We start from the raw sequence: 18079 nt of genomic DNA on the forward strand, positions 1-18079 counted from the left end.
ACCCTTTTCGCCATGCCGCGCCCGACCGCACAGGACAGGGTCAGATGTTTCACGTGAAACGGTGATGATCCGATCACGACCGGTCGTCGGTGGGCGAATGACCGGGCCGGATCCCGGACGTCAATGGGGCGTCCGGGACGCGGGAGCAGGCGGACGCTAGCCTCCTCACCCATGGCAAGACTGCATCTCTTCGATCTGGACGGGACGTTGCTGCATGGAACGACGGCACCCGTGGAGATATCGCGGCAACTCGGCCTGGAGGCCGAGACCGTGGCGCTGGACACGGCGATTGCGAGCGGGCGCATAGGACCGCCGGAGTACGCCGCGCAGGTGTACGGACTGTGGAAGGAACTCACGGAGGAGCATGTGGCGGCCGCGTTCGCGGCGGCTCCCTGGCTGACCCGTATCCAAGAGGTGTGGACGGAGATCCGCGAGGCCGGCGACTACTGCGCTGTGATCTCGCTCTCGCCCTCGTTCTTCGTGGAACGGCTGACACAGTGGGGAGCGCATGCGACGTTCGGCTCCCGCTTCCCCGCGTTGCCCTTCAGGAAGCCGGTGGATCCGGCGGGACTCATGAGCTCCGCCGCCAAGGTGCGGATCGCGGCCGGACTCTGCACGGAGTTCGGAGTGGGGCTCACCGACTGCGTCGCCTACGGTGACTCGCAGTCGGACAAGGACCTGTTCGAGGCGGTGCCGGTGTCCGTCGCGGTCAATGCGGACCGGCATCTGGAAGGCCGCGCAACCCACACGTATGCCGGGCGGGATCTATGGGATGCCTATGAATTGGTGCGCCGCGCCCGGTAATCGAGGGAATCGCTGGTTCGCACCCTTGCCGCATCACGGCCGACCCAAAGGGGACTTGTGTGTGACACGGCGACCGGTATGGTCGAGTCCGGTTCGCGTCCGGTGTGATGTGCGCACGTTCCGCAGGGCGCGAACGCATGCCAATGCAGCTTAACGGGACGGAGAGATCGAAGGCCCGCATTCTCTGTTACGCGGCCGAGAGCCGGGGCCGAGTGGGATGCTGCGGTGGGAGTGCTGCGGTCAACCTCACACTCTTGGCTTACCTGTCCGTACACAGCGGGATTCCGGGTTGACTGTGCCGCATTGGACTTCAGGGGCCGAACGGGGGAAGCAGGCCTGTCGGCGGGGTGAAGCAGTCGCCCTGCGACCGGGGAAGTGCGCAGACCGACCGAAAGATGTTCGAGGCGAGGCACACCATGAACGCTCCGACCACCATGTCGGCCGACGACGGCACGTCCGGCGGCAGCGGCGGGGGCGGCTGGTTCACGCCCCACAGCCAGCCCCAGACGCCCCCGGGAGGGGACCGGGAGACGCCGGAGGGCAGCCGTCTGGCGGCGATGCGGCCCGTCGGCCGCCCGACGTCCGGTCGCGGTACGGAACAGCCCCGAATACATCCGCAGTCGGGAGCGGCCGCCCCGTCGGGGCGCCCCCTCACAGAGCCGGAACCCGCCCACGGGGCGGCCTCCCCGGAGCGGCAGGCGCCCCCTCGGCGCTCCGCCCCCGAACCCGAGCCATCGCCCGACGCCGTACTCATCCGGCGGACCATGGCCGAGGTCGGGCCCATCGCCGACAAGGTCACCTCGTACTTCTACGCGCTCCTGTTCGTGCGCCACCCCGATCTGAGGCCGTTGTTCCCCGCTGCCATGGACACTCAGCGGGACAGGCTGCTCAAGGCATTGCTGACCGCTGCCGAGCACATGGACAACACCGAGGTCCTCGTCGCCTATCTGCAGAACCTCGGTCGCGGCCACCGCAAGTACGGCACGCGGCCCGAGCACTACCCGGCCGTCGGCGAATGCCTTATCGGTGCGCTCAGCAAGTACGCCCCCGCGATCTGGGACGAGCGGACCGAGGCCGCCTGGGTGCGGGCGTACACAACGATCTCCCAGGTGATGATCGACGCGGCGGCTGCGGACGAGTTGCGGGCCCCGGCCTGGTGGTATGCGGAGGTGGTCTCGCACGACCTGCGTACACCGGACATCGCGGTGATCACCGTGCGTCCCGACCAGCCGTACCCGTTCCTCGCCGGGCAGTACACCAGCGTGGAGACCCCGTGGTGGCCACGGGTGTGGCGGCACTACTCCTTCGCCTCGGCGCCGCGCTCGGACGGACTGCTCTCGTTCCATGTGAAGGCGGTCCCCGCCGGTTGGGTCTCCAACGCGCTCGTCCACCGGGCCCGCCCCGGCGACGTCATCCGCCTCGGCCCGCCCGCCGGCACGATGACCGTCGATCACACCACACACAGCGGGCTGCTCTGCCTCGGCGGCGGCACCGGTATCGCACCCATCAAGGCCCTGGTCGAGGACGTCGCCGAACACGGTGAGCGACGCCCGGTCGAGGTCTTCTACGGGGCGCGCACCGACCACGACCTGTACGACATCGACACCATGCTGCGACTCCAGCAGAGCCATTCCTGGCTGTCGGTCCGGCCGGTCGTCGACGAGCAGGCGCACCAGCAGATGCCGGACGTCATACGCGGGTACGGGCCCTGGAACGAGTACGACGCCTATCTCTCGGGACCGCCCGGAATGATCCGCAGCGGTGTGGGTGTGCTCCGGGACGTCGGTATACCGCCGGGGCGCATCCGCCACGACTCGGTGGAGGAACTGGTCGCCGCCGGACCCTGACCCCGGCCCGCCATGCTGCGGTACGTCAGCCCAGATCGGGCGCGTGCATGGCCCGTACGCCTTCGATGTTCCCGTCGAGATAGTGCCGCAGGGACAGCGGCACCATATGGACGGACGCGATGCCGACGCGGGTGAAGGGCACACGCACGATCTCGTACTCGCCGGCGGGCTCCTCGACCTCAGGACCGTGCCGCAGACGCTCGTCCATGGACTCCAGTCGGCAGACGAAGAAATGCTGGACCTTCACACCGGTCGCGCCGCCCCCCTCACCGATGTGCTCGACCGTGTCGACGAAGCAGGGCACCACATCGGTGATCTTGGCACCGAGTTCTTCGTGCACCTCGCGGTGGAGAGCGTCGACGACGGTCGCGTCCGAGGGCTCGACGCCGCCACCTGGTGTGACCCAGTAGGGATCGACACCGGGCTTGGTGCGCTTGATCAGAATCAGGTCGTCGCCATCGAGCAGGATGGCGCGGGCGGTGCGCTTGACCACGGGGCGAACGGTCATGGGTGGAATGTGGCCCAACCCGTTCCACGTGAAACATCGCTCACTCCACACGGAGGCGAATCCCATGTGAACCCCGGGTTGCGGCCCGTGACAGCGCGCCGCAACCGCCCAGCATCCCGGTAGCGGCGCCGGGTACGGCGTCTCGTTCTCGATCAGCACCAATCGGCTGCTGTCCGCAGCAGCCACTCATGTGCCCGGGCTATGTGCGGCATGGCCAGTGTCCCCGTACGGACCACGAGGAAGTACGTCCGCAGCGGAGGGACCGCGGGTTCATGGAGGGCCACCACATCACCCCGCTCCAGTGAGGCGCCGCAGAGATAGCGGGGCAGCACGGCGAGTCCGGCCCCGGTGACAGCGCAGGCGAGGACCGCACGCAGATCGGGAACGATCACGGTGCCGGAGGCGGCCGGCAGGGAGTCGAAGACGGAGGCCCAGTAGCGGGAGACGAAGGGCAGGGACTCGTGCACCTCGACCACCGGAAGGTTCTCCAGCGCATGGGCCCCCTTGCGGCGCAGCTTGCCGGGGCCGCCGATGCGTGCGGCCCAGCGCGGGGCGGCGACCAGGACATGCTCTTCGTCGCAGAGCGGAGTCGCCGTGAGCAGGGCGCCACGCGGCCGGGTCGTGGTGATGGCCAGATCGTGGTGCCCGGCGGAAAGTCCTTCCAAGGTCTCGTCGGCGTTCCCGAAGGAGGCGCGCAGCGCGAGCCCTTGTCCGCCGTCGTCGGACAGCTCCGCGAGCGCGGGAAGGGCCCGCTCGGCGGTGAACTCCGGAGGGCCCGCGAGATGGAGGGTGCGCAGCGAGGAGTGCTCGTCGAGTCCGGTCTCGGTGATCTCCACCAGGGCGTCGAGATGGGGTGCCGCCTTGTGCGCGAGTTCGTCCCCGATGGTCGTGGGGGTCACCCCGCGGGCCTGCCGTAGGAAGAGCGGGCGGCCCAGCTGCCGTTCCAGGGTGCGGATCTGCGAGGTGACCGCCGGTTGCGAGAGGCCGAGCAGCGCCGCGGCACGGGTGAAGGAACCTGCCCGGTGCACGGTCACGAAGGTCCGCAGCAGGGCCAGATCCATCGTGTTCTCTCCCCTCCTCGCACCCCGACGGCGCCCAACTATAAATAAGTCGATAGGCCGCTGTCGCTACTGTGATTGGACACTGACACAGAGTCAACTAGCCTTGGTCGCGCGGTTCTTCGCGCGCAGAACCGGGACGGTCCGAGCCACGAGGGGGGAGGCTCGGACCGTCCGTTGTACGTAGAAGGTATCCGCGGGGCGGCGCCTCGACGCTCCGGAACTGCGTAGCCGGAACGGGTGCCACCGCCGCGACGTGGGTCAGTGTGCCGATTCGTCCAGCGCACGGAGCACATCGGCCACCAGGTCCTGCGGGTCCTCCGCGCCGGCGGAGAAGCGGATGAAGCCCTCCGGCACCGCGTCACCGCCCCAGCGTCCACGCCGCTCGGCCGTGGACCGTACACCGCCGAAACTCGTGGCGTCGTCGACGAGTCGCAGGGCCTCGAGAAAGCGCTCGGCATGGGCGCGCGTGGGCAAGGTGAACGACACCACACACCCGAAGCGCCGCATCTGCTGCGCGGCGATCTTGTGGGAAGGGTCGTCGGACAGGCCCGGATAGCGCAGCCCGGTCACCTCGGGGCGGCCGCGCAGCGCCTCGGCGAGTGCGAGCGCGTTGGCGGTCTGCCGCTCGGCGCGCAGATGGAGCGTGGCCAGTGAGCGGTGTGCGAGCCAGGCCTCCATGGGACCGGGGATCGCGCCGATGATCTTGCGCCAGCGTCGCACCGAGGACATGAGGCCGGCATCACGGGACGCCACGTACCCGAGCAGCAGGTCACCATGTCCGGTGAGCATCTTGGTGCCGCTGGCCACGGAGAAGTCGGCACCCAGCTCCAGGGGCCGCTGCCCGAGCGGGGTCGCCAGGGTGTTGTCGACGGCGACGAGGGTGCCCTGCGCGTGCGCCACCTCGACGATCCTGCGCAGGTCGCAGACGTCGAGCCCCGGGTTGGAGGGTGTCTCGATCCACAGCAGCTTCACGCCGTCGAGCACACCGAGCTGGGCGTCGTCACCGGTGGGTGCGGTGCGCACCTCGATGCCGTAGGCGGTGAGCTGCTCGCGCACCAGGGGCAGCACCTGGTAGCCGTCCGTGGGCAGCACCACGGTGTCGCCCGCGCGCAGCTGCGAGAAGAGAACCGCCGAGATCGCGGCCATGCCGGAGGCGAAGGCGAGCGTCTCGACTCCGTCCCCGCCGGGCGCCTCCAGCTCGCCGATGGCCCGCTCCAGATGGGTCCAGGTGGGGTTCTCGTCACGACCATAGGTGTACGGACCGGTCGGCTCGCCGGGCAGATGGAAGTGCGCGGCGAAGACGGGGCCCGGGAGCGTCGGCTCGTACTTGACCGGTTCGGGCAGCCCCGCCCGGACGGCGCGCGTACCGTCGCCGATCCCCGTACCCGGCGTGTCGATGTGCCCTGGCTTCATGCCGCCCGTCCCTCCAGATGCTCTCTCACCTCGGCGAGCAGTCCGTGGCTCGCCGTCTCCACCATCTCAAGACAGGTCTCGAACCCGTCCGTCCCCCCGTAATAAGGATCGGGCACGTCGAGGTCGTCGCCGGCCGCCGGATCGTAGGAGCGCAGGAGCCGGACCTTCGCCGCGTCCTCGGGGGTGGATGCGAGCCGCCGCAGGGCCTTGAGGTGGCCGGAATCGAGCGCGATCACGAGATCGAGCCGGGAGAACCAGGAGGCCTGGAACTGCCGGGCGACGTGATCACTGCCGTAGCCGTGCTCCTCCAGGACGGTGACGGTGCGCGGATCGGCGCCGTCACCCTCGTGCCAGTCGCCCGTCCCCGCACTGTCGACCTCGACCAGCTCGTCGAGACCGGCCAGCTCGACGCGTGCGCGGAAGACGGACTCGGCCATCGGCGAACGGCAGATGTTGCCGGTGCAGACGAAACAGACGCGATAGGTCATGGGGCTCACTCAGTCCTCGTCGGGCAGCACCATGTGCAGCGCCCAGGAGACGATCGAGATGATCAGGCCGCCGAGGACTGCGGTCCAGAAGCCCTCGACGTGGAAGCTCAGATCCAGCTTGCCCGCGATCCACGAGGTGAGCAGCAGCATCAGAGCGTTGACGACCAGGGTGATCAGGCCGAGGGTCAGGATGAACAGCGGGAAGGTCAGCACCTTCACGACGGGCTTGACCAGGAAGTTCACCAGGCCGAAGAGCAGGGCGACGACAATGAGCGTGCCTATCTTCTTGCCGGTGCTCGTCCCGGTGAGGGTGATCTTGTCCAGGATCCAGACGGCGACGGCCAGGGCCCCCGCGTTGGCGATCGTCTTGACTACGAAATTCTTCATGTGTCTGATCGTGGCAGACGCGATCAGAGACGAGTACCGAGCAAGGGCGGACAACTGCGATGAAGGCATTCCGGCTGGACGAACTGGAGGCGGAGCGCGCAGTCAACGAGGGTGCCTATCTGCAGTTCCTGCGGGAGCGGAACATGTCGGTCGGGCTGTATGCGCTCGATGCGGGTGAGCGGGACCCGCAGACCCCGCACCAGCAGGACGAGGTGTACTTCGTGGTCAGCGGCCGGGCCTCGATCACCGTGGGCCTGGAGACCACTCAGGTCGCCCGCGGCAGTGTCGTCTACGTGCCCGCCGGCGTCGCCCACAAGTTCCACCACATCACCGAGGACCTGAGGGTGCTGGTGATGTTCTCTCCGCCCGAGAGCTGAGGCCGGTTTCGGGGTTCCCTAGGGGGACGGTCAGGGGAGGACGGGGGATGGGAGGCGTACGCTCCGCCCCTTGGCGGCCCTAGCATCGAAGACAGGACAGGGACCCGTGAGCAGAGCCCCCGAACTGGACGTGGGGCGACGGGCACAGAGACAAGGACAAGGCGATGCGAGAGATCTTCGCGGGTTTGCCGTGGTGGGTGAAGTGGATCGCGGTGCCGGTCATCGCCCTGGTCGTCTTCGGGGGTGTGATCGCGAGCATCATCGGCTTTGTCATCGGGCTGCTGTTCAAGCTGCTGGTGTTCGTCGCCCTGGTCGGCGGACTGATCTACGTCGTGCGGAAGTTCATGTCGAGCTCGTCGTCGCGCGGAGACTGGTGACGGTCGGGAGCCGGCGGGGCATGCGACGCAGCGGCGCGGTGCCGGGCGGGGTGGGCCGGAGGAAGCGGCCGGTAACAGTGGGCTGAGGTTCCCTCGGCAGGGGGAAGTTTCTCGGTGAGGCCGTCGGCAGGGGGTGGCGGACCGTTAAAGTCCGGAGCTCGACGCGCGGCAGGCCCCGCGCGCGGCGCATCCCCTTCCGTGACCCCGCACGGGAGGCCCTCCTCGCGCTCCGGGAGTGATCCTTGGCCACGGTTGGCACCGCACGCGCAGACTCACCCGCCCCACCTGTTCAGCGGCGCGCCTCACCGGTGGAGGAGCGCCTTCCGCCCGGGCAACCGCAATCCACCCTCATCGGGTCCGTGCAGCGGGCGATGCGGCTGCTCGAAGCCGTCGCCGACCGTGAGTACGGGGCCCCGGCCAAGCAGCTGGCGCGCGAGGTCGGCCTCGCGCTCCCCACGGCGTACCACCTGCTGCGCACCCTGACCCACGAAGGCTATCTGCGCCGGGAGAAGGGCCTGTTCTTCCTCGGTGACGCCGCCGAGCGGCTGAGCAGCGATGCGGTCCAGCAGAAACGTCGCAGCGTCATGGACGACGCACTCGCACAATGGCGTGATTCGATCGGTGCCCCCGTGTACTACGCGGTCTATCGCGAGGGCGAGATCGAGGTCCTCGGCGTGGCCGACAGCCCGGGTACCCCGGCGGTCGCGGAATGGGCCGACTTCCGCGAGACCGGGCACGCACACGCGATCGGTCAATGCCTCCTGTCGCAGCTCGACGAGGAGGCCCGGCGGGACCACATCGATCGCTATCCTGTGCGATCGATCACCCCCTACACGGTGCGCGACGAGCGCATTCTCCTGCGGCGGCTCGACCGCCTCGGACGGATGGAACCCGTCCTCGAGCGCCAGGAGTACGCACTGGGTACCGTCTGCGCCGCGGTGCCCATCACCGCTGGTGCGACGGCTGCGACGGTGGCCATCTCCCTGCCCGCCCACCAGGCCGACCGGCTGCTGCCCGCGGCATATCGGTTGCAGGCGGAGGTAGGAAGGCTGGTAGGGACACTCGCCGGCTCTATCAACATCTGAAAACTCACTCCTTGTGATCTGCCATCTACGTTCAGCAAACTTCTGAATGTGTCAGGGGGATCATTCCTGGCCAGTCGACGGCTACTGACGGGGTAGGCGATGCGCGAGTCGGTACAGGCAGAGGTCATGATGAGTTTTCTCGTCTCGGAGGAGCTCTCGTTCCGCATTCCGGTGGAGCTGTGTTACGAGACCTGCGATCCCTATGCCGTACGGCTGACCTTCCACTTGCCCGGCGACGCGCCTGTGACCTGGGCCTTCGGACGCGAACTGCTGGTCGACGGGGTAGGGCGGCCGTGTGGTGACGGCGATGTGCACATCGCGCCCGCCGAGCCGGACACCTTCGGCGACGTGCTGATCCGGCTCCAGGTGGGCGCCGATCGGGCACTGTTCCGATCGGGTGCGGTGCCGCTCGTGGCGTTTCTCGACCGCACGGACAAGCTGGTGCCGCTCGGGCAGGAGGGCTCCCTCGCCGACTTCGACGCGCATCTGGACGAGGCGCTGGACCGGATCCTGGCGGAGGAACAGAGCGCCGGCTGAGGCTCTGCACGGCGCTGTAACGGTTCCTCGCGGGTGCTGTGCGTCCCTGGAGGTGCCGCGGCGTTTCCGGCGCTGTAACGGTTCCTCAGGCGTGACAGGGCCATGAGCGGGCGAGTCGGCCGGACAGTGAAGTCGGCAGCGGCAGACGGACTCGGCGCGTCTGCCGGGCTGCCCCACGGTCCAGGGCGGATCACTGCTCCGGGCGACCGATCGCTCCAGCGGATCACCGCCTCCGGCGGCGCCCCCGTCCCCCGCGCGCCGGGGCCATGTCCGCGGCCGCCGCCGTCTCCGGACGGTCGGCCGAGACCATGAGGGCGGCCAGGGCGGTGGTGACCGGCACGGACGCCACCAGCCCGATCGATCCCACAAGCGTCCGCACGATCTCCTCGGCGACCAACTCGCTGTTGGCGACCGTCACCACGCCGCTCTGCGCGATCGAGAAGAGCAGCAGCAGGGGCAGCGCGGCACCCGCGTACGCCAGAACGAGTGTGTTCACGACGGATGCGATGTGGTCGCGTCCGATGCGGATGCCCGCGCGGTAGAGGCCGCGCCACCCCACCGAGGGGTTCGCCTCGTGGAGCTCCCAGACCGCCGACGTCTGGGTCACCGTCACATCGTCGAGAACGCCCAGCGAGCCGATGATGACGCCGGCGAGCAGCAGACCGCTCATGTCGATGTGCGGGTACAGGCCATGGATCAGACCGGTGTTGTCGTCCGTGTTCCCGGTCAGCGCGGCCCAGTCGATGAACTCCGAGCCCAGCAGACCGATCAGCGACAGTGAGATGAGGGTGCCGAGCACCGCCACCGAGGTGCGTGCCGAAAGGCCGTGGCACATATAGAGGGCGATCAGCATGATGGCGCTCGATCCGACCACGGCCACGAGCAGTGGGTTCGAGCCCTGCAGAATCGCGGGCAGGATGAAGAGGCTCAGCACCAGGAAACTCACGGCCAGCGCGACGAGCGCCATGACGCCGCGCAACCGGCCCACGACCACCACGGCGACCGCGAAGAGGCCGGCGAGCAGGGCCATGGGGAACTTGCGGTTCACATCGGTGACCGAGTACTGCAGGTCCTTGGGCGCGGAGGGCTCATAGGCGACCACGACCTTCTCGCCCTGGTGCAACTGCCGTGACTGGTCCGGCTGGACGATCTCCGTGAACGTACGGCCCTTGCCATTGCCGGTGTCGACGCGGATCGTCGCCTTCTTGCAGGTACCGCCCGCCTCTTGCTGTGCGGAGGAACCCTCGGCGGTAGAGGTGTCGCCGGTCGGTGTCTCACCCGAGGCGTTCACGGACTTGCAGTCCACCGCCACGACCGTGGTGACCGTCGCCTGCTGGGTCTGCCGGTCGAAGCCGACACCGGTCCGCTTGTGGTCCGGTACGCCGCCGGGCCACAGCACCACGAGGCCGACGACGACCGCCGCGGTGAAGGGGATGAGGATCGCCGCGATGACTCTGCGCAGATGGCGGGAGACGGGGGCGGCGGGTCCATGGCTGTGGGAGCGGCCGTGCCCGCCGGGCCCGTTGCCGTCCTCGGACCCGTTTCCGTCGCCGGAGCCGTGGCCATGGCCGCCTCCCTGCCCGTCCCCGGGCCCGTGACCCCCTCCATGGCCATGGTTGTGCCGGTCGCCCGGACCGCGGCCGTGAGGCGGCCCCGAGGGCGGATAGGGGGGCGGGTGCTGCATCGAGGTCACCGACCGATCATTGCAAGATGGCGCGAGGCCTACTGTGCAGGCCGCGGAATTAGACGCTAGCGTGAGAGGACCTTTGCACACGCGGGAGCTCGGAGCACCGGGCTGAGAGGGCGCTGACCTCCGTGGACGCGATGTTTCACGTGGAACATCGTGGGGCGGAAACCGCTGCGTCGACCGCTGAACCTGTTACCGGGTAATGCCGGCGTAGGGAGTAGGTCTCATGACCAACAAGGATGCGCACACGCCTGCCTCCGATCAGGAGCACATGTCCTCGGAAGCCGGACAGTCCATCGGATGGCACAAGGCGTACGTCGAGGGTTCGCGCCCCGATCTGCGGGTGCCGGTCCGTCAGGTGCATCTCACCAACGGGCAGTCGGTCACGCTGTACGACACCTCCGGCCCGTACACCGATCCGCTGGTGGAGACGGACGTCCGCAGGGGCCTGACACCGCTGCGAGAGAACTGGATCGTCGCTCGCGGAGACACCGAAGAGTACGCGGGGCGGCCCGTCCGTCCCGAGGACGACGGGATCAAGCACACCTCGCCGCGTGGGGGTCTGCGCAACCTCGACGCGGTCTTCCCGGGCCGACCGCGCCAACCGCGTCGAGGTCGTACCGGCGAGGCGGTCACACAACTCGCCTACGCGCAGCGCGGCCAGATCACACCCGAGATGGAGTTCGTGGCGATCCGGGAGAACATGTCGCCCGAGGTCGTACGCGAGGAGATCGCGGCGGGTCGTGCGGTTCTCCCCGCCAATGTCAATCACCCGGAGATCGAGCCGATGATCATCGGCAAGCGGTTCCTGGTGAAGGTGAACGCCAACATCGGCAACTCGGCGGTGACGTCCTCCATCGAGGAGGAGGTCGAGAAGATGACCTGGGCGACCCGGTGGGGCGCCGACACGGTCATGGATCTGTCCACCGGCCGCAACATCCACACCACGCGCGAGTGGGTGCTGCGCAACTCCCCCGTGCCGATCGGCACGGTGCCGCTGTACCAGGCCCTCGAGAAGGTCGACGGGAAGGCCGAGGAGCTGACCTGGGACATCTACAAGGACACGGTCATCGAGCAGGCCGAACAAGGCGTGGACTACATGACGGTGCACGCGGGTGTGCGGCTGCCGTATGTGCCGCTGACCGCGAACCGGAAGACCGGGATCGTCTCCCGCGGCGGTTCGATCATGGCGGCATGGTGCCTCGCACACCACAAGGAGTCCTTCCTCTACGAGAACTTCGAGGAACTCTGCGAGATCCTCGCGGCGTACGACGTCACCTACTCGCTGGGCGACGGACTGCGACCGGGCTCGATCGCCGACGCCAACGACGAGGCACAGTTCGCGGAGCTGCGCACCCTCGGGGAACTCAACCGGATCGCCCGGCGCTTCCATGTGCAGACCATGATCGAGGGCCCGGGGCATGTCCCGATGCACAAGATCAAGGAGAACATCGATCTGCAGCAGGAGGTCTGCGACGAGGCCCCGTTCTACACGCTGGGGCCGCTGACGACGGACATCGCGCCCGCGTACGACCACATCACCTCCGGTATCGGTGCGGCGATGATCGCCTGGTGGGGCACGGCCATGCTCTGTTACGTCACGCCCAAGGAGCATCTGGGTCTGCCCAACCGTGACGACGTCAAGACCGGCGTCATCACCTACAAGATCGCCGCCCATGCGGCCGACCTCGCCAAGGGGCATCCGGGCGCCCGGACCTGGGACGACGCGCTGTCCGACGCACGCTTCGAGTTCCGCTGGGAGGACCAGTTCAATCTGGCCCTCGATCCGGACACGGCCCGCGCCTTCCACGACGAGACCCTTCCGGCCGAACCGGCCAAGACGGCCCACTTCTGCTCGATGTGCGGACCGAAGTTCTGCTCGATGAAGATCAGCCAGAGCATCACGGAGCGGTTCGGCGGCGCCGCGTCCGAGGGAGCGTCCGCCGAGGAGATCGCCGAGGGGATGCTCCAGAAGTCGAAGGAGTTCGCGGAGAGCGGGAACCGGGTGTATCTGCCGATCGCGGACTGATGTTTCCGGACGGTGCCCGTGGTTGTCGGTCGATCACGGGCACCGCCCGTCGTGATGGCGCGTGTCTCCCGCCCACCCGCGTTGTGGCTCCGGCCGTTGTCGCATGTCGCCGCCACGGTCCCTTCGGACCATCGGTGAGGCTTGGAACGGGCCGGCAGTGATCTCGTCTCCTTCTGCACCGGCGGGGACGGAACATACCCGGTGTGGCTGGGGCGTTCGATCACGAGGAAGCCGGCGTGCGTCGTTGTGGTGATCACCTACCTGCCGGAACTGCGGCTGCTCTGAACAGCTCACGACCCGACGGGCGATCCGGGCGGCTCGCGCCTCGCGACGCCTCAGCGAGGATGCCGCAGAAGTCCGAGGAGTTCGGGGTGAGCGGGAACTGCCCGTTCGAAGCGAACTCCTCTACTCTCGGCCACGCGATCACGTGCCGGACGGAGGGGGTGGGTCGTGGTCTCCAAGGATCTCGTCGAGGTGACGTCACTCGAGGAGCTGGGCGCGCTGCTCGGAGAACCGACGCCGGCGGCGGCGGACAAGGTGCGGACCAGCCTGCACGAGCTCGACAAGCAGTGGTTGGCCGCGTCGTCGTTCTGCCTGGTGTCGACCTCCGCCGCCGACGGCAGTTGCGACACGTCGCCGAAGGGCGATCCCGCCGGTTTCACGCTGGTTGTCGACGACACCACGATCGCCATACCCGACAGGCCCGGCAACCGGCGCGGCGACGGGTTCCGCAACATACTGACCAATCCGCAGGTCGGGCTGCTGTACCTGGTTCCCGGCCGCAGTGACACCCTGCGCATCAACGGACGGGCGCGCATCCTCCAGGACGCCCCGTTCTTCGAGCAGATGGTGGTGAAGGGGAATCGCCCGAAGCTGGCGCTGCTGATCGAGGTCGACGAGGTCTTCTACCACTGCCCGAAAGCCGTGTTGCGGGCCGGGCTCTGGAAGCCGGAGAGCTGGAACCCGGACGCCGCCCCGCCGCGCTCCCTGATCGCCAAGACCCTGGAGCACCGTCCGGAGAGCCTGGAGGAACTCGAACAGCACTACGGCCCGCAGTACGGAAAGCGCCTGTACGGCTGATCGCCGCCACCGGTCCGGCGACACGGACACGGCGGGTGGAGCGGCGCGGCAACCGGCACGCCGGCCGGCGGTGAGGACGAGGCCACGCCCACAGGTGACGGCAGGGCAACGACGATGTCCGCTGCAAGGACGTACAACAGCCGCCTGCCCTCGGCCGAGGGCAGGCGGTGACGTTCATCGGCGGCGGGGCGACGGCGCGGGCCCTACTGTCCTGGCGGCAGGGGGACGTCGAGCACGATCCTGATCGTCATCCGGAAGGCCTGCCGACGGTTCGCGGGCCCACCCGGCGGGCCGCGCTCTGCGCGAGTCGACCCCCACCGGAACCCGATGAGCGCTGCCCGAAGCAGATTCCCGGCGGCGCCCGTCGGCAGCGGTCTTTCCGGTGCGCCGCACGGCCTCCACGGGTCTCGGCGAGACGATGGCTCCTCCCCGGCCGTCGAAGCGGCGCGAGCCCGTGGACGCCGTGGCGGGGCCCTCGGCCCGGGGCACCGGCACCCGGCGGCACTCTCGGTGCCGTCGGCGCCGGTGGCACCGGCACGGTCGGCCGGCGCCGCCTCACTCCGGTCGGTGCTCCGGCCCCCCGAAGTCCGGGCTGGTGAAGTCCGGGCTGCTGAAGCTGGGCCGCGGTCCCGCGGAGGCGCCGCTGTCGGGGCTGCTGAACCCCGGGCGGTCGTACCCGAGGTGCGGGATGCGGCTGGGGGTCGTTTCCGGAGTCTTCCGGCTCATCGCGGCCGTACCCGGGTCGGCGAGCGCCTCGCGGAGGAACGGCAGGATCCCGCGCTCCAGCAGGGCGTCTCGCCAGGATTCCCTGGCTCGGGCCACCTCCAGGGCCAACTCGCCCTGCGGGCCCGGTTCGTCCTCGGCGGAGCTGTTGCGCAGGGCGGTGATCAGCAGGCCTATCGCGGCGATGAGGATCGTCGCCGCCGTCATCGCGCCGAAGACCCACCCGGTGGTCAGGAGGGTACGGGCGAAGGCCTGGTCGGGATCGACCATCTTGAGGATGTATCCGACGAGCAGGAAGATCACCGCGGCGGCACCGGCGAGGAAGGGAGCGAGCACCGCGACGACGGCACCGGCTCCGGCGCTCGCGGCGGCCTCTCCCATGGTGGCGGCGAGCCCCAGGCCGTCCATCTTCTGTTCCAGGGAGCGGGAGCTGCTGTCGTGGACGGGCGGGGTGGACGGCGCCGGTCGGCGCAGTTCCTCGCGGACCTTCACGTAGTGGTGGTACTCGGCCGCTGCCGCCGCCGTGATGAGAGCGGTGGCGTTCAGCGCCATGGTGCGCAGTTGTTCGGGGTTGAGCCGCTGTCCCACAGCGGCCAGTTCCGGGCGGTGTGGTGCGGAGCGCAGCGCCTCATCGAGGATCCGCTCGTAATCCTGGCGGTCCTCGCTCAGCAGGTGCTGCGGAACGCTGTTCATGTGCATCCCCCGATGCTCCGTAGGGCTTGGGGCTCGGCATGCTGACGAGCCGTCGGGCAGAAACGGAGGGGAGCCTGCTACGGATAAGCCGATGGTAGAGCGGCGACGGCACCCGGTGACAGGGGGTTTCAGGAAATTGCACGCCCTGCCGCATGGTCCGCGGCGGTACTGTGCCGGGGTCACGTGCCGCGTGAACCTCTAGCGTTCCAAGGGGAGTTGCTGGACGAGCAGCTTCCCGGCCATGGTCACTCCGCCGTCCATCGCGATCGCCAGCCCGTCCGCGTACACGTGCGGACCCTCGACCACCGGTCCGGTGTTGTCCTCGCCCTCCTCCGAGCCGACCTGGCCCAGCAGATAGGGGATGGGGCTGTGGCCATGGACGACGCGCCGGCCGCCGTACATCTCCAGCAGGGACCGTGCGGCGTCGGCACCGCCCTCGTCGCGGAAGGAGAAGCGCTTGGTGAACTTCCGGAACATGTCCCACACCTCGTCCGCGTCGTTGCGCGTGAGCGTCTCGCGGATGGTGTCGTTGACCGCTTCGATCGAGTCGCCGTAGTCGAGGTACGCGGTGGTGTCCGAGTGGACCAGAAGATGTCCGTCGACCTCCTCCACCGCGTCCAGACGGGCCATCCACTGGAGGTGGTGATCCTGCAGGCGGTCCATGTCCGTCTTCTGGCCGCCGTTGAGCAGCCAGGCCGCCTGGAAGGTGGCCGTTCCCGCGCCGGAGCTGACGGGGGTGTCGCCGAACCGCTTGGCGCCGAGGAGCAGCAGCTCGTGGTTGCCCATGAGCGCCTTGCAGTAGCCACCCGCCGCGGCGGCCTCGGCCGACAGCCGCATCACGAGATCGATGACACCGATGCCGTCGGGACCGCGGTCGGTGAAGTCCCCCAGGAACCACAGCCGCGCCGTGCCGGCGGACCAGTTGCCGGCGGCGTCGATGAGGCCCTTGTCCTGGAGCGCGGCCACGAGCTGGTCGAGGAAGCCGTGGACGTCCCCGACCACGAACAGCGGCCCCGGTCCCTCGCCGGGCTGCTGGGCCGGGACGGACGCGGGGTCGACGCCGGTCTGGAGGGTGTCGCCGCGATTGACGACGGGGAGGTCACGCTCGGTGGGCGTGTAGTCGGCGGAGTACCCGTCGGGGTAGGCCGCCGGCGGTGCGGCGGTCGGGGCGACCTGGCCGGGGGGCGTGTTCTGGGCGTACGGACCGGGCTCGTGGACGTACCCGGGCACCCGGAAGTCACGCAACGTCGCCGCCTGCTCCGCCTCGGGTCCCTGACCGGCCCCCTGAGTCATCGACCCCTCCACCATTGCGCCGCATCTGCACCGCTTCGGACTGCCTGGTCGCAGCGGCCCGCGGTGTCGTGGGCCCATCATAGGAATGCGGATCGCGCCATGTGATGACCCAGGGGTGGTGAATCGGGGAAGGGCCCCGGATCACCGTGGCTTTCGCCCTAAATGGGTGGAGCTTTCCCCTGTCGACGGCCGGCCCTTCGGCCGCCCGCGGGCCATCCGTGCGTCGCCCGCGGGTCGCCCGCGGCTACCCCTGCTCGGGCGACCGGGGCGGACTGACGGTCGTACGCGGCGGGCGTCGCTCGGACGACGTACGGACGATCAGTTCCGTCGGTATCACCTGCTCGACGGGCCGCTCCGACTGCACTCCCTCGATGGCGTCGATGAGGAGCTGGACCACCGCCGTGCCGATCCGGCGGGGCTTCAGCGAGAGCGTCGTGACCGGAGGCTCGGTGTTGGCGTACACGGCGGACTCGCTGCAGCACACGAGCAGCAGGTCGTCGGGGACGCGCAGTCCGTATCGGCGGGCGGCCGCCAGCAGGTCGGTGCCGTTCGGGTCGAAGAGCCCGTAGACCGCGTCGGGACGGTCGGGACGGGCCAGCAGACGGTCGGCGGCGACGGCGCCCGCGCACGGGTCGTGAGCCGGATAGGCCTCGTAGACGGGCTCCTGCCCGACGCGCTCGCACCAGTTCAGGTAGGCGGTCGTGGACAGGTGGGTGTAGGTGTCCGTGGTGGTGCCGGTCAGCAACCCGATCCGGCGGGCGCCCGCCTCCGCGAGGTGGTCGAGGATGCCCAGGACCGCTGCCTCGTGGTCGTTGTCGACCCAGGCGGTGACCGGGAGCGAACCGGCCGGGCGGCCGTCGGAGACGACGGGTAAGCCCTGTCGGACCAGCTCGCTGACCACCGGGTCCTGGTCCGACGGGTCGATCACGACCGTGCCGTCCAGGGCGACGTTCGACCACACGTCGTGGCGCGAGGTCGCCGGCAGGATCACCAGCGCGTAGCCCCGGGCGAGCGCGGCCGAGGTGGCGGCTCTGGCCATTTCCGCGAAGTACGCGAACTCGGTGAAGGTGAAAGGTTCATCCCCGTACGTCGTCACGGTCAGACCGATCAGGCCCGACTTGCCGGTACGGAGGGTGCGGGCCGCGGCCGAGGGGCGATACCCCAGCCGGTCGGCGACCTCGCGAACGTGGCGTCGGGTGGCGTCCGGCAGCCGGCCCTTGCCGTTGAGGGCGTCGGAGACGGTCGTGATGGAGACCCCGGCGGCGGCGGCCACATCTCTGATGCCCGCCCGTCCCTGTCGGCTTCCTCGGCGGGAGGTCTCCGCCCGGCTCACCTGGTGCTTCCCTGCTGCTGTCATGGCGAGCCGATAGTAGGGCTCATGCGGTGGGGTAGTGCGGACGCATATGCACCCGTTGACAGGCACGTTTCTGCATGGTCAATATCCGTCAAATGCCTGGGAACCCAAGAGACTTGATCGATCCAACATCAGTACGTGACTTGTCGGCACGTATGGGCCTGCCAAGGTCGCCATATTTCGAAGAGGTCTCAACTCACCTTCACGAGGGATGCGCGCCAGGGCGTGAGCCACGGGCGCGCACGAAAGTCGGTGACGCGCCCCCCGGGCTCACACGCCTTCGGGCGGTGATGCGCCCCGGTTCGTACGCTGATGCGCCGCCGTTTTCGCGGGGAC

The 18079-nt window shown here is 69.0% G+C and carries 18 protein-coding genes; 9 read left to right on the forward strand and 9 right to left on the reverse strand.

Translation table 11 applies throughout. From position 1 onward, the window contains the following. The first annotated feature begins 171 nt into the window (after window positions 1-171). The gene (locus tag ACSHXN_RS20855; protein WP_355128624.1) at window positions 172-804 is read left to right on the forward strand and encodes an HAD family hydrolase; all 633 of its coding nucleotides are present in this window, start codon (window positions 172-174) and stop codon (window positions 802-804) included. A gap of 416 nt (window positions 805-1220) precedes the next feature. Beyond that, on the forward strand, window positions 1221-2651 hold the full coding sequence (locus ACSHXN_RS20860) for a globin domain-containing protein (RefSeq protein ID WP_438303502.1): 1431 nt from the start codon (window positions 1221-1223) through the stop codon (window positions 2649-2651). Between the two features lie 25 nt (window positions 2652-2676). Here the strand turns inward: ACSHXN_RS20860 and ACSHXN_RS20865 are convergent, their stop codons facing one another. The 5 genes from ACSHXN_RS20865 to ACSHXN_RS20885 form a co-directional block, all read right to left on the reverse strand. Beyond that, on the reverse strand, window positions 2677-3159 hold the full coding sequence (locus ACSHXN_RS20865) for an NUDIX hydrolase (RefSeq protein ID WP_355128620.1): 483 nt from the start codon (window positions 3157-3159) through the stop codon (window positions 2677-2679). A 152-nt stretch (window positions 3160-3311) separates the two neighbouring features. Continuing rightward, entirely contained in the window at window positions 3312-4220 is a 909-nt protein-coding gene (locus ACSHXN_RS20870) for a LysR family transcriptional regulator (protein WP_355128618.1), read from the reverse strand. Window positions 4221-4478: 258 nt separating this feature from the next. Beyond that, a complete protein-coding gene (locus ACSHXN_RS20875) occupies window positions 4479-5633 on the reverse strand; it encodes a cystathionine gamma-lyase (RefSeq protein WP_356291571.1) in 1155 nt (384 codons plus the stop codon). Continuing rightward, the gene (locus ACSHXN_RS20880; protein ID WP_356291569.1) at window positions 5630-6121 is read right to left on the reverse strand and encodes a low molecular weight protein-tyrosine-phosphatase; all 492 of its coding nucleotides are present in this window, start codon (window positions 6119-6121) and stop codon (window positions 5630-5632) included. The genes ACSHXN_RS20875 and ACSHXN_RS20880 overlap by 4 nt, the downstream gene beginning before the upstream one ends. 9 nt (window positions 6122-6130) lie before the next feature. Next, window positions 6131-6508: a phage holin family protein gene (locus tag ACSHXN_RS20885; RefSeq protein WP_059127376.1), complete on the reverse strand. Its 378-nt coding sequence runs from the start codon at window positions 6506-6508 to the stop codon at window positions 6131-6133. A 59-nt stretch (window positions 6509-6567) separates the two neighbouring features. On the opposite strand from ACSHXN_RS20885, the gene ACSHXN_RS20890 reads away from it, so the two are divergent. From ACSHXN_RS20890 to ACSHXN_RS20905, 4 genes are all read left to right on the forward strand, one after another. Beyond that, on the forward strand, window positions 6568-6885 hold the full coding sequence (locus ACSHXN_RS20890) for a cupin domain-containing protein (RefSeq protein WP_059127375.1): 318 nt from the start codon (window positions 6568-6570) through the stop codon (window positions 6883-6885). Between the two features lie 164 nt (window positions 6886-7049). After that, window positions 7050-7262, forward strand: coding sequence for a DUF5326 family protein (locus ACSHXN_RS20895; RefSeq protein ID WP_355128610.1), 213 nt, complete (start codon window positions 7050-7052; stop codon window positions 7260-7262). Between the two features lie 242 nt (window positions 7263-7504). Continuing rightward, complete coding sequence (locus ACSHXN_RS20900) at window positions 7505-8347, forward strand: IclR family transcriptional regulator (RefSeq protein WP_355128608.1); 843 nt, start codon at window positions 7505-7507, stop codon at window positions 8345-8347. A 99-nt stretch (window positions 8348-8446) separates the two neighbouring features. Further along, window positions 8447-8884: an SsgA family sporulation/cell division regulator gene (locus ACSHXN_RS20905; RefSeq protein WP_059127372.1), complete on the forward strand. Its 438-nt coding sequence runs from the start codon at window positions 8447-8449 to the stop codon at window positions 8882-8884. 223 nt (window positions 8885-9107) lie between these two features. On the opposite strand, the gene ACSHXN_RS20910 is transcribed toward ACSHXN_RS20905, so the two are convergent. Continuing rightward, window positions 9108-10568 carry a YibE/F family protein gene (locus ACSHXN_RS20910; RefSeq protein WP_438306487.1) on the reverse strand — a complete coding sequence of 487 codons (1461 nt, stop codon included), beginning with the start codon at window positions 10566-10568 and terminating at the stop codon, window positions 9108-9110. A 229-nt stretch (window positions 10569-10797) separates the two neighbouring features. Between ACSHXN_RS20910 and thiC the strand changes: the two genes are divergently transcribed. The 3 genes from thiC to ACSHXN_RS20925 all read left to right on the forward strand — a co-directional run bounded on the left by thiC (window position 10798) and on the right by ACSHXN_RS20925 (window position 13680). Further along, window positions 10798-12600 carry a phosphomethylpyrimidine synthase ThiC gene (gene thiC, locus ACSHXN_RS20915; RefSeq protein WP_438303504.1) on the forward strand — a complete coding sequence of 601 codons (1803 nt, stop codon included), beginning with the start codon at window positions 10798-10800 and terminating at the stop codon, window positions 12598-12600. Window positions 12601-12741: 141 nt separating this feature from the next. Next, a complete protein-coding gene (locus ACSHXN_RS20920) occupies window positions 12742-12885 on the forward strand; it encodes a hypothetical protein (protein WP_355128604.1) in 144 nt (47 codons plus the stop codon). A gap of 165 nt (window positions 12886-13050) precedes the next feature. Then, entirely contained in the window at window positions 13051-13680 is a 630-nt protein-coding gene (locus ACSHXN_RS20925) for a pyridoxamine 5'-phosphate oxidase family protein (protein ID WP_355128602.1), read from the forward strand. A gap of 555 nt (window positions 13681-14235) precedes the next feature. Here the strand turns inward: ACSHXN_RS20925 and ACSHXN_RS20930 are convergent. The 3 genes from ACSHXN_RS20930 to ACSHXN_RS20940 form a co-directional block, all read right to left on the reverse strand. Further along, window positions 14236-15102: a hypothetical protein gene (locus ACSHXN_RS20930; protein ID WP_438303506.1), complete on the reverse strand. Its 867-nt coding sequence runs from the start codon at window positions 15100-15102 to the stop codon at window positions 14236-14238. Window positions 15103-15294: 192 nt separating this feature from the next. Further along, complete coding sequence (locus ACSHXN_RS20935; RefSeq protein WP_355128598.1) at window positions 15295-16389, reverse strand: metallophosphoesterase; 1095 nt, start codon at window positions 16387-16389, stop codon at window positions 15295-15297. Between the two features lie 244 nt (window positions 16390-16633). Then, entirely contained in the window at window positions 16634-17746 is a 1113-nt protein-coding gene (locus tag ACSHXN_RS20940; protein WP_355128596.1) for a LacI family DNA-binding transcriptional regulator, read from the reverse strand. Between the last annotated feature and the right edge of the window lie 333 nt (window positions 17747-18079).

It is taken from the genome of Streptomyces sp. HUAS TT11 (assembly GCF_051553595.1).
GTDB lineage: Bacteria > Actinomycetota > Actinomycetes > Streptomycetales > Streptomycetaceae > Streptomyces.

Excerpts from the sequence above, each read along its gene's own strand:
- ACSHXN_RS20910 (WP_438306487.1), bottom strand. The coding sequence starts at position 10,568 with ATGCAGCACCCGCCCCCCTATCCGCCCTCGGGGCCGCCTCACGGCCGC.
- ACSHXN_RS20875 (WP_356291571.1), bottom strand. The coding sequence starts at position 5,633 with ATGAAGCCAGGGCACATCGACACGCCGGGTACGGGGATCGGCGACGGT.
- ACSHXN_RS20880 (WP_356291569.1), bottom strand. The coding sequence starts at position 6,121 with ATGACCTATCGCGTCTGTTTCGTCTGCACCGGCAACATCTGCCGTTCG.
- ACSHXN_RS20865 (WP_355128620.1), bottom strand. The coding sequence starts at position 3,159 with ATGACCGTTCGCCCCGTGGTCAAGCGCACCGCCCGCGCCATCCTGCTC.
- ACSHXN_RS20895 (WP_355128610.1), top strand. The coding sequence starts at position 7,050 with ATGCGAGAGATCTTCGCGGGTTTGCCGTGGTGGGTGAAGTGGATCGCG.
- ACSHXN_RS20905 (WP_059127372.1), top strand. The coding sequence starts at position 8,447 with ATGCGCGAGTCGGTACAGGCAGAGGTCATGATGAGTTTTCTCGTCTCG.
- ACSHXN_RS20870 (WP_355128618.1), bottom strand. The coding sequence starts at position 4,220 with ATGGATCTGGCCCTGCTGCGGACCTTCGTGACCGTGCACCGGGCAGGT.
- ACSHXN_RS20890 (WP_059127375.1), top strand. The coding sequence starts at position 6,568 with ATGAAGGCATTCCGGCTGGACGAACTGGAGGCGGAGCGCGCAGTCAAC.
- ACSHXN_RS20930 (WP_438303506.1), bottom strand. The coding sequence starts at position 15,102 with ATGCACATGAACAGCGTTCCGCAGCACCTGCTGAGCGAGGACCGCCAG.
- thiC (WP_438303504.1), top strand. The coding sequence starts at position 10,798 with ATGACCAACAAGGATGCGCACACGCCTGCCTCCGATCAGGAGCACATG.
- ACSHXN_RS20885 (WP_059127376.1), bottom strand. The coding sequence starts at position 6,508 with ATGAAGAATTTCGTAGTCAAGACGATCGCCAACGCGGGGGCCCTGGCC.
- ACSHXN_RS20940 (WP_355128596.1), bottom strand. The coding sequence starts at position 17,746 with ATGACAGCAGCAGGGAAGCACCAGGTGAGCCGGGCGGAGACCTCCCGC.
- ACSHXN_RS20855 (WP_355128624.1), top strand. The coding sequence starts at position 172 with ATGGCAAGACTGCATCTCTTCGATCTGGACGGGACGTTGCTGCATGGA.
- ACSHXN_RS20860 (WP_438303502.1), top strand. The coding sequence starts at position 1,221 with ATGAACGCTCCGACCACCATGTCGGCCGACGACGGCACGTCCGGCGGC.
- ACSHXN_RS20935 (WP_355128598.1), bottom strand. The coding sequence starts at position 16,389 with ATGACTCAGGGGGCCGGTCAGGGACCCGAGGCGGAGCAGGCGGCGACG.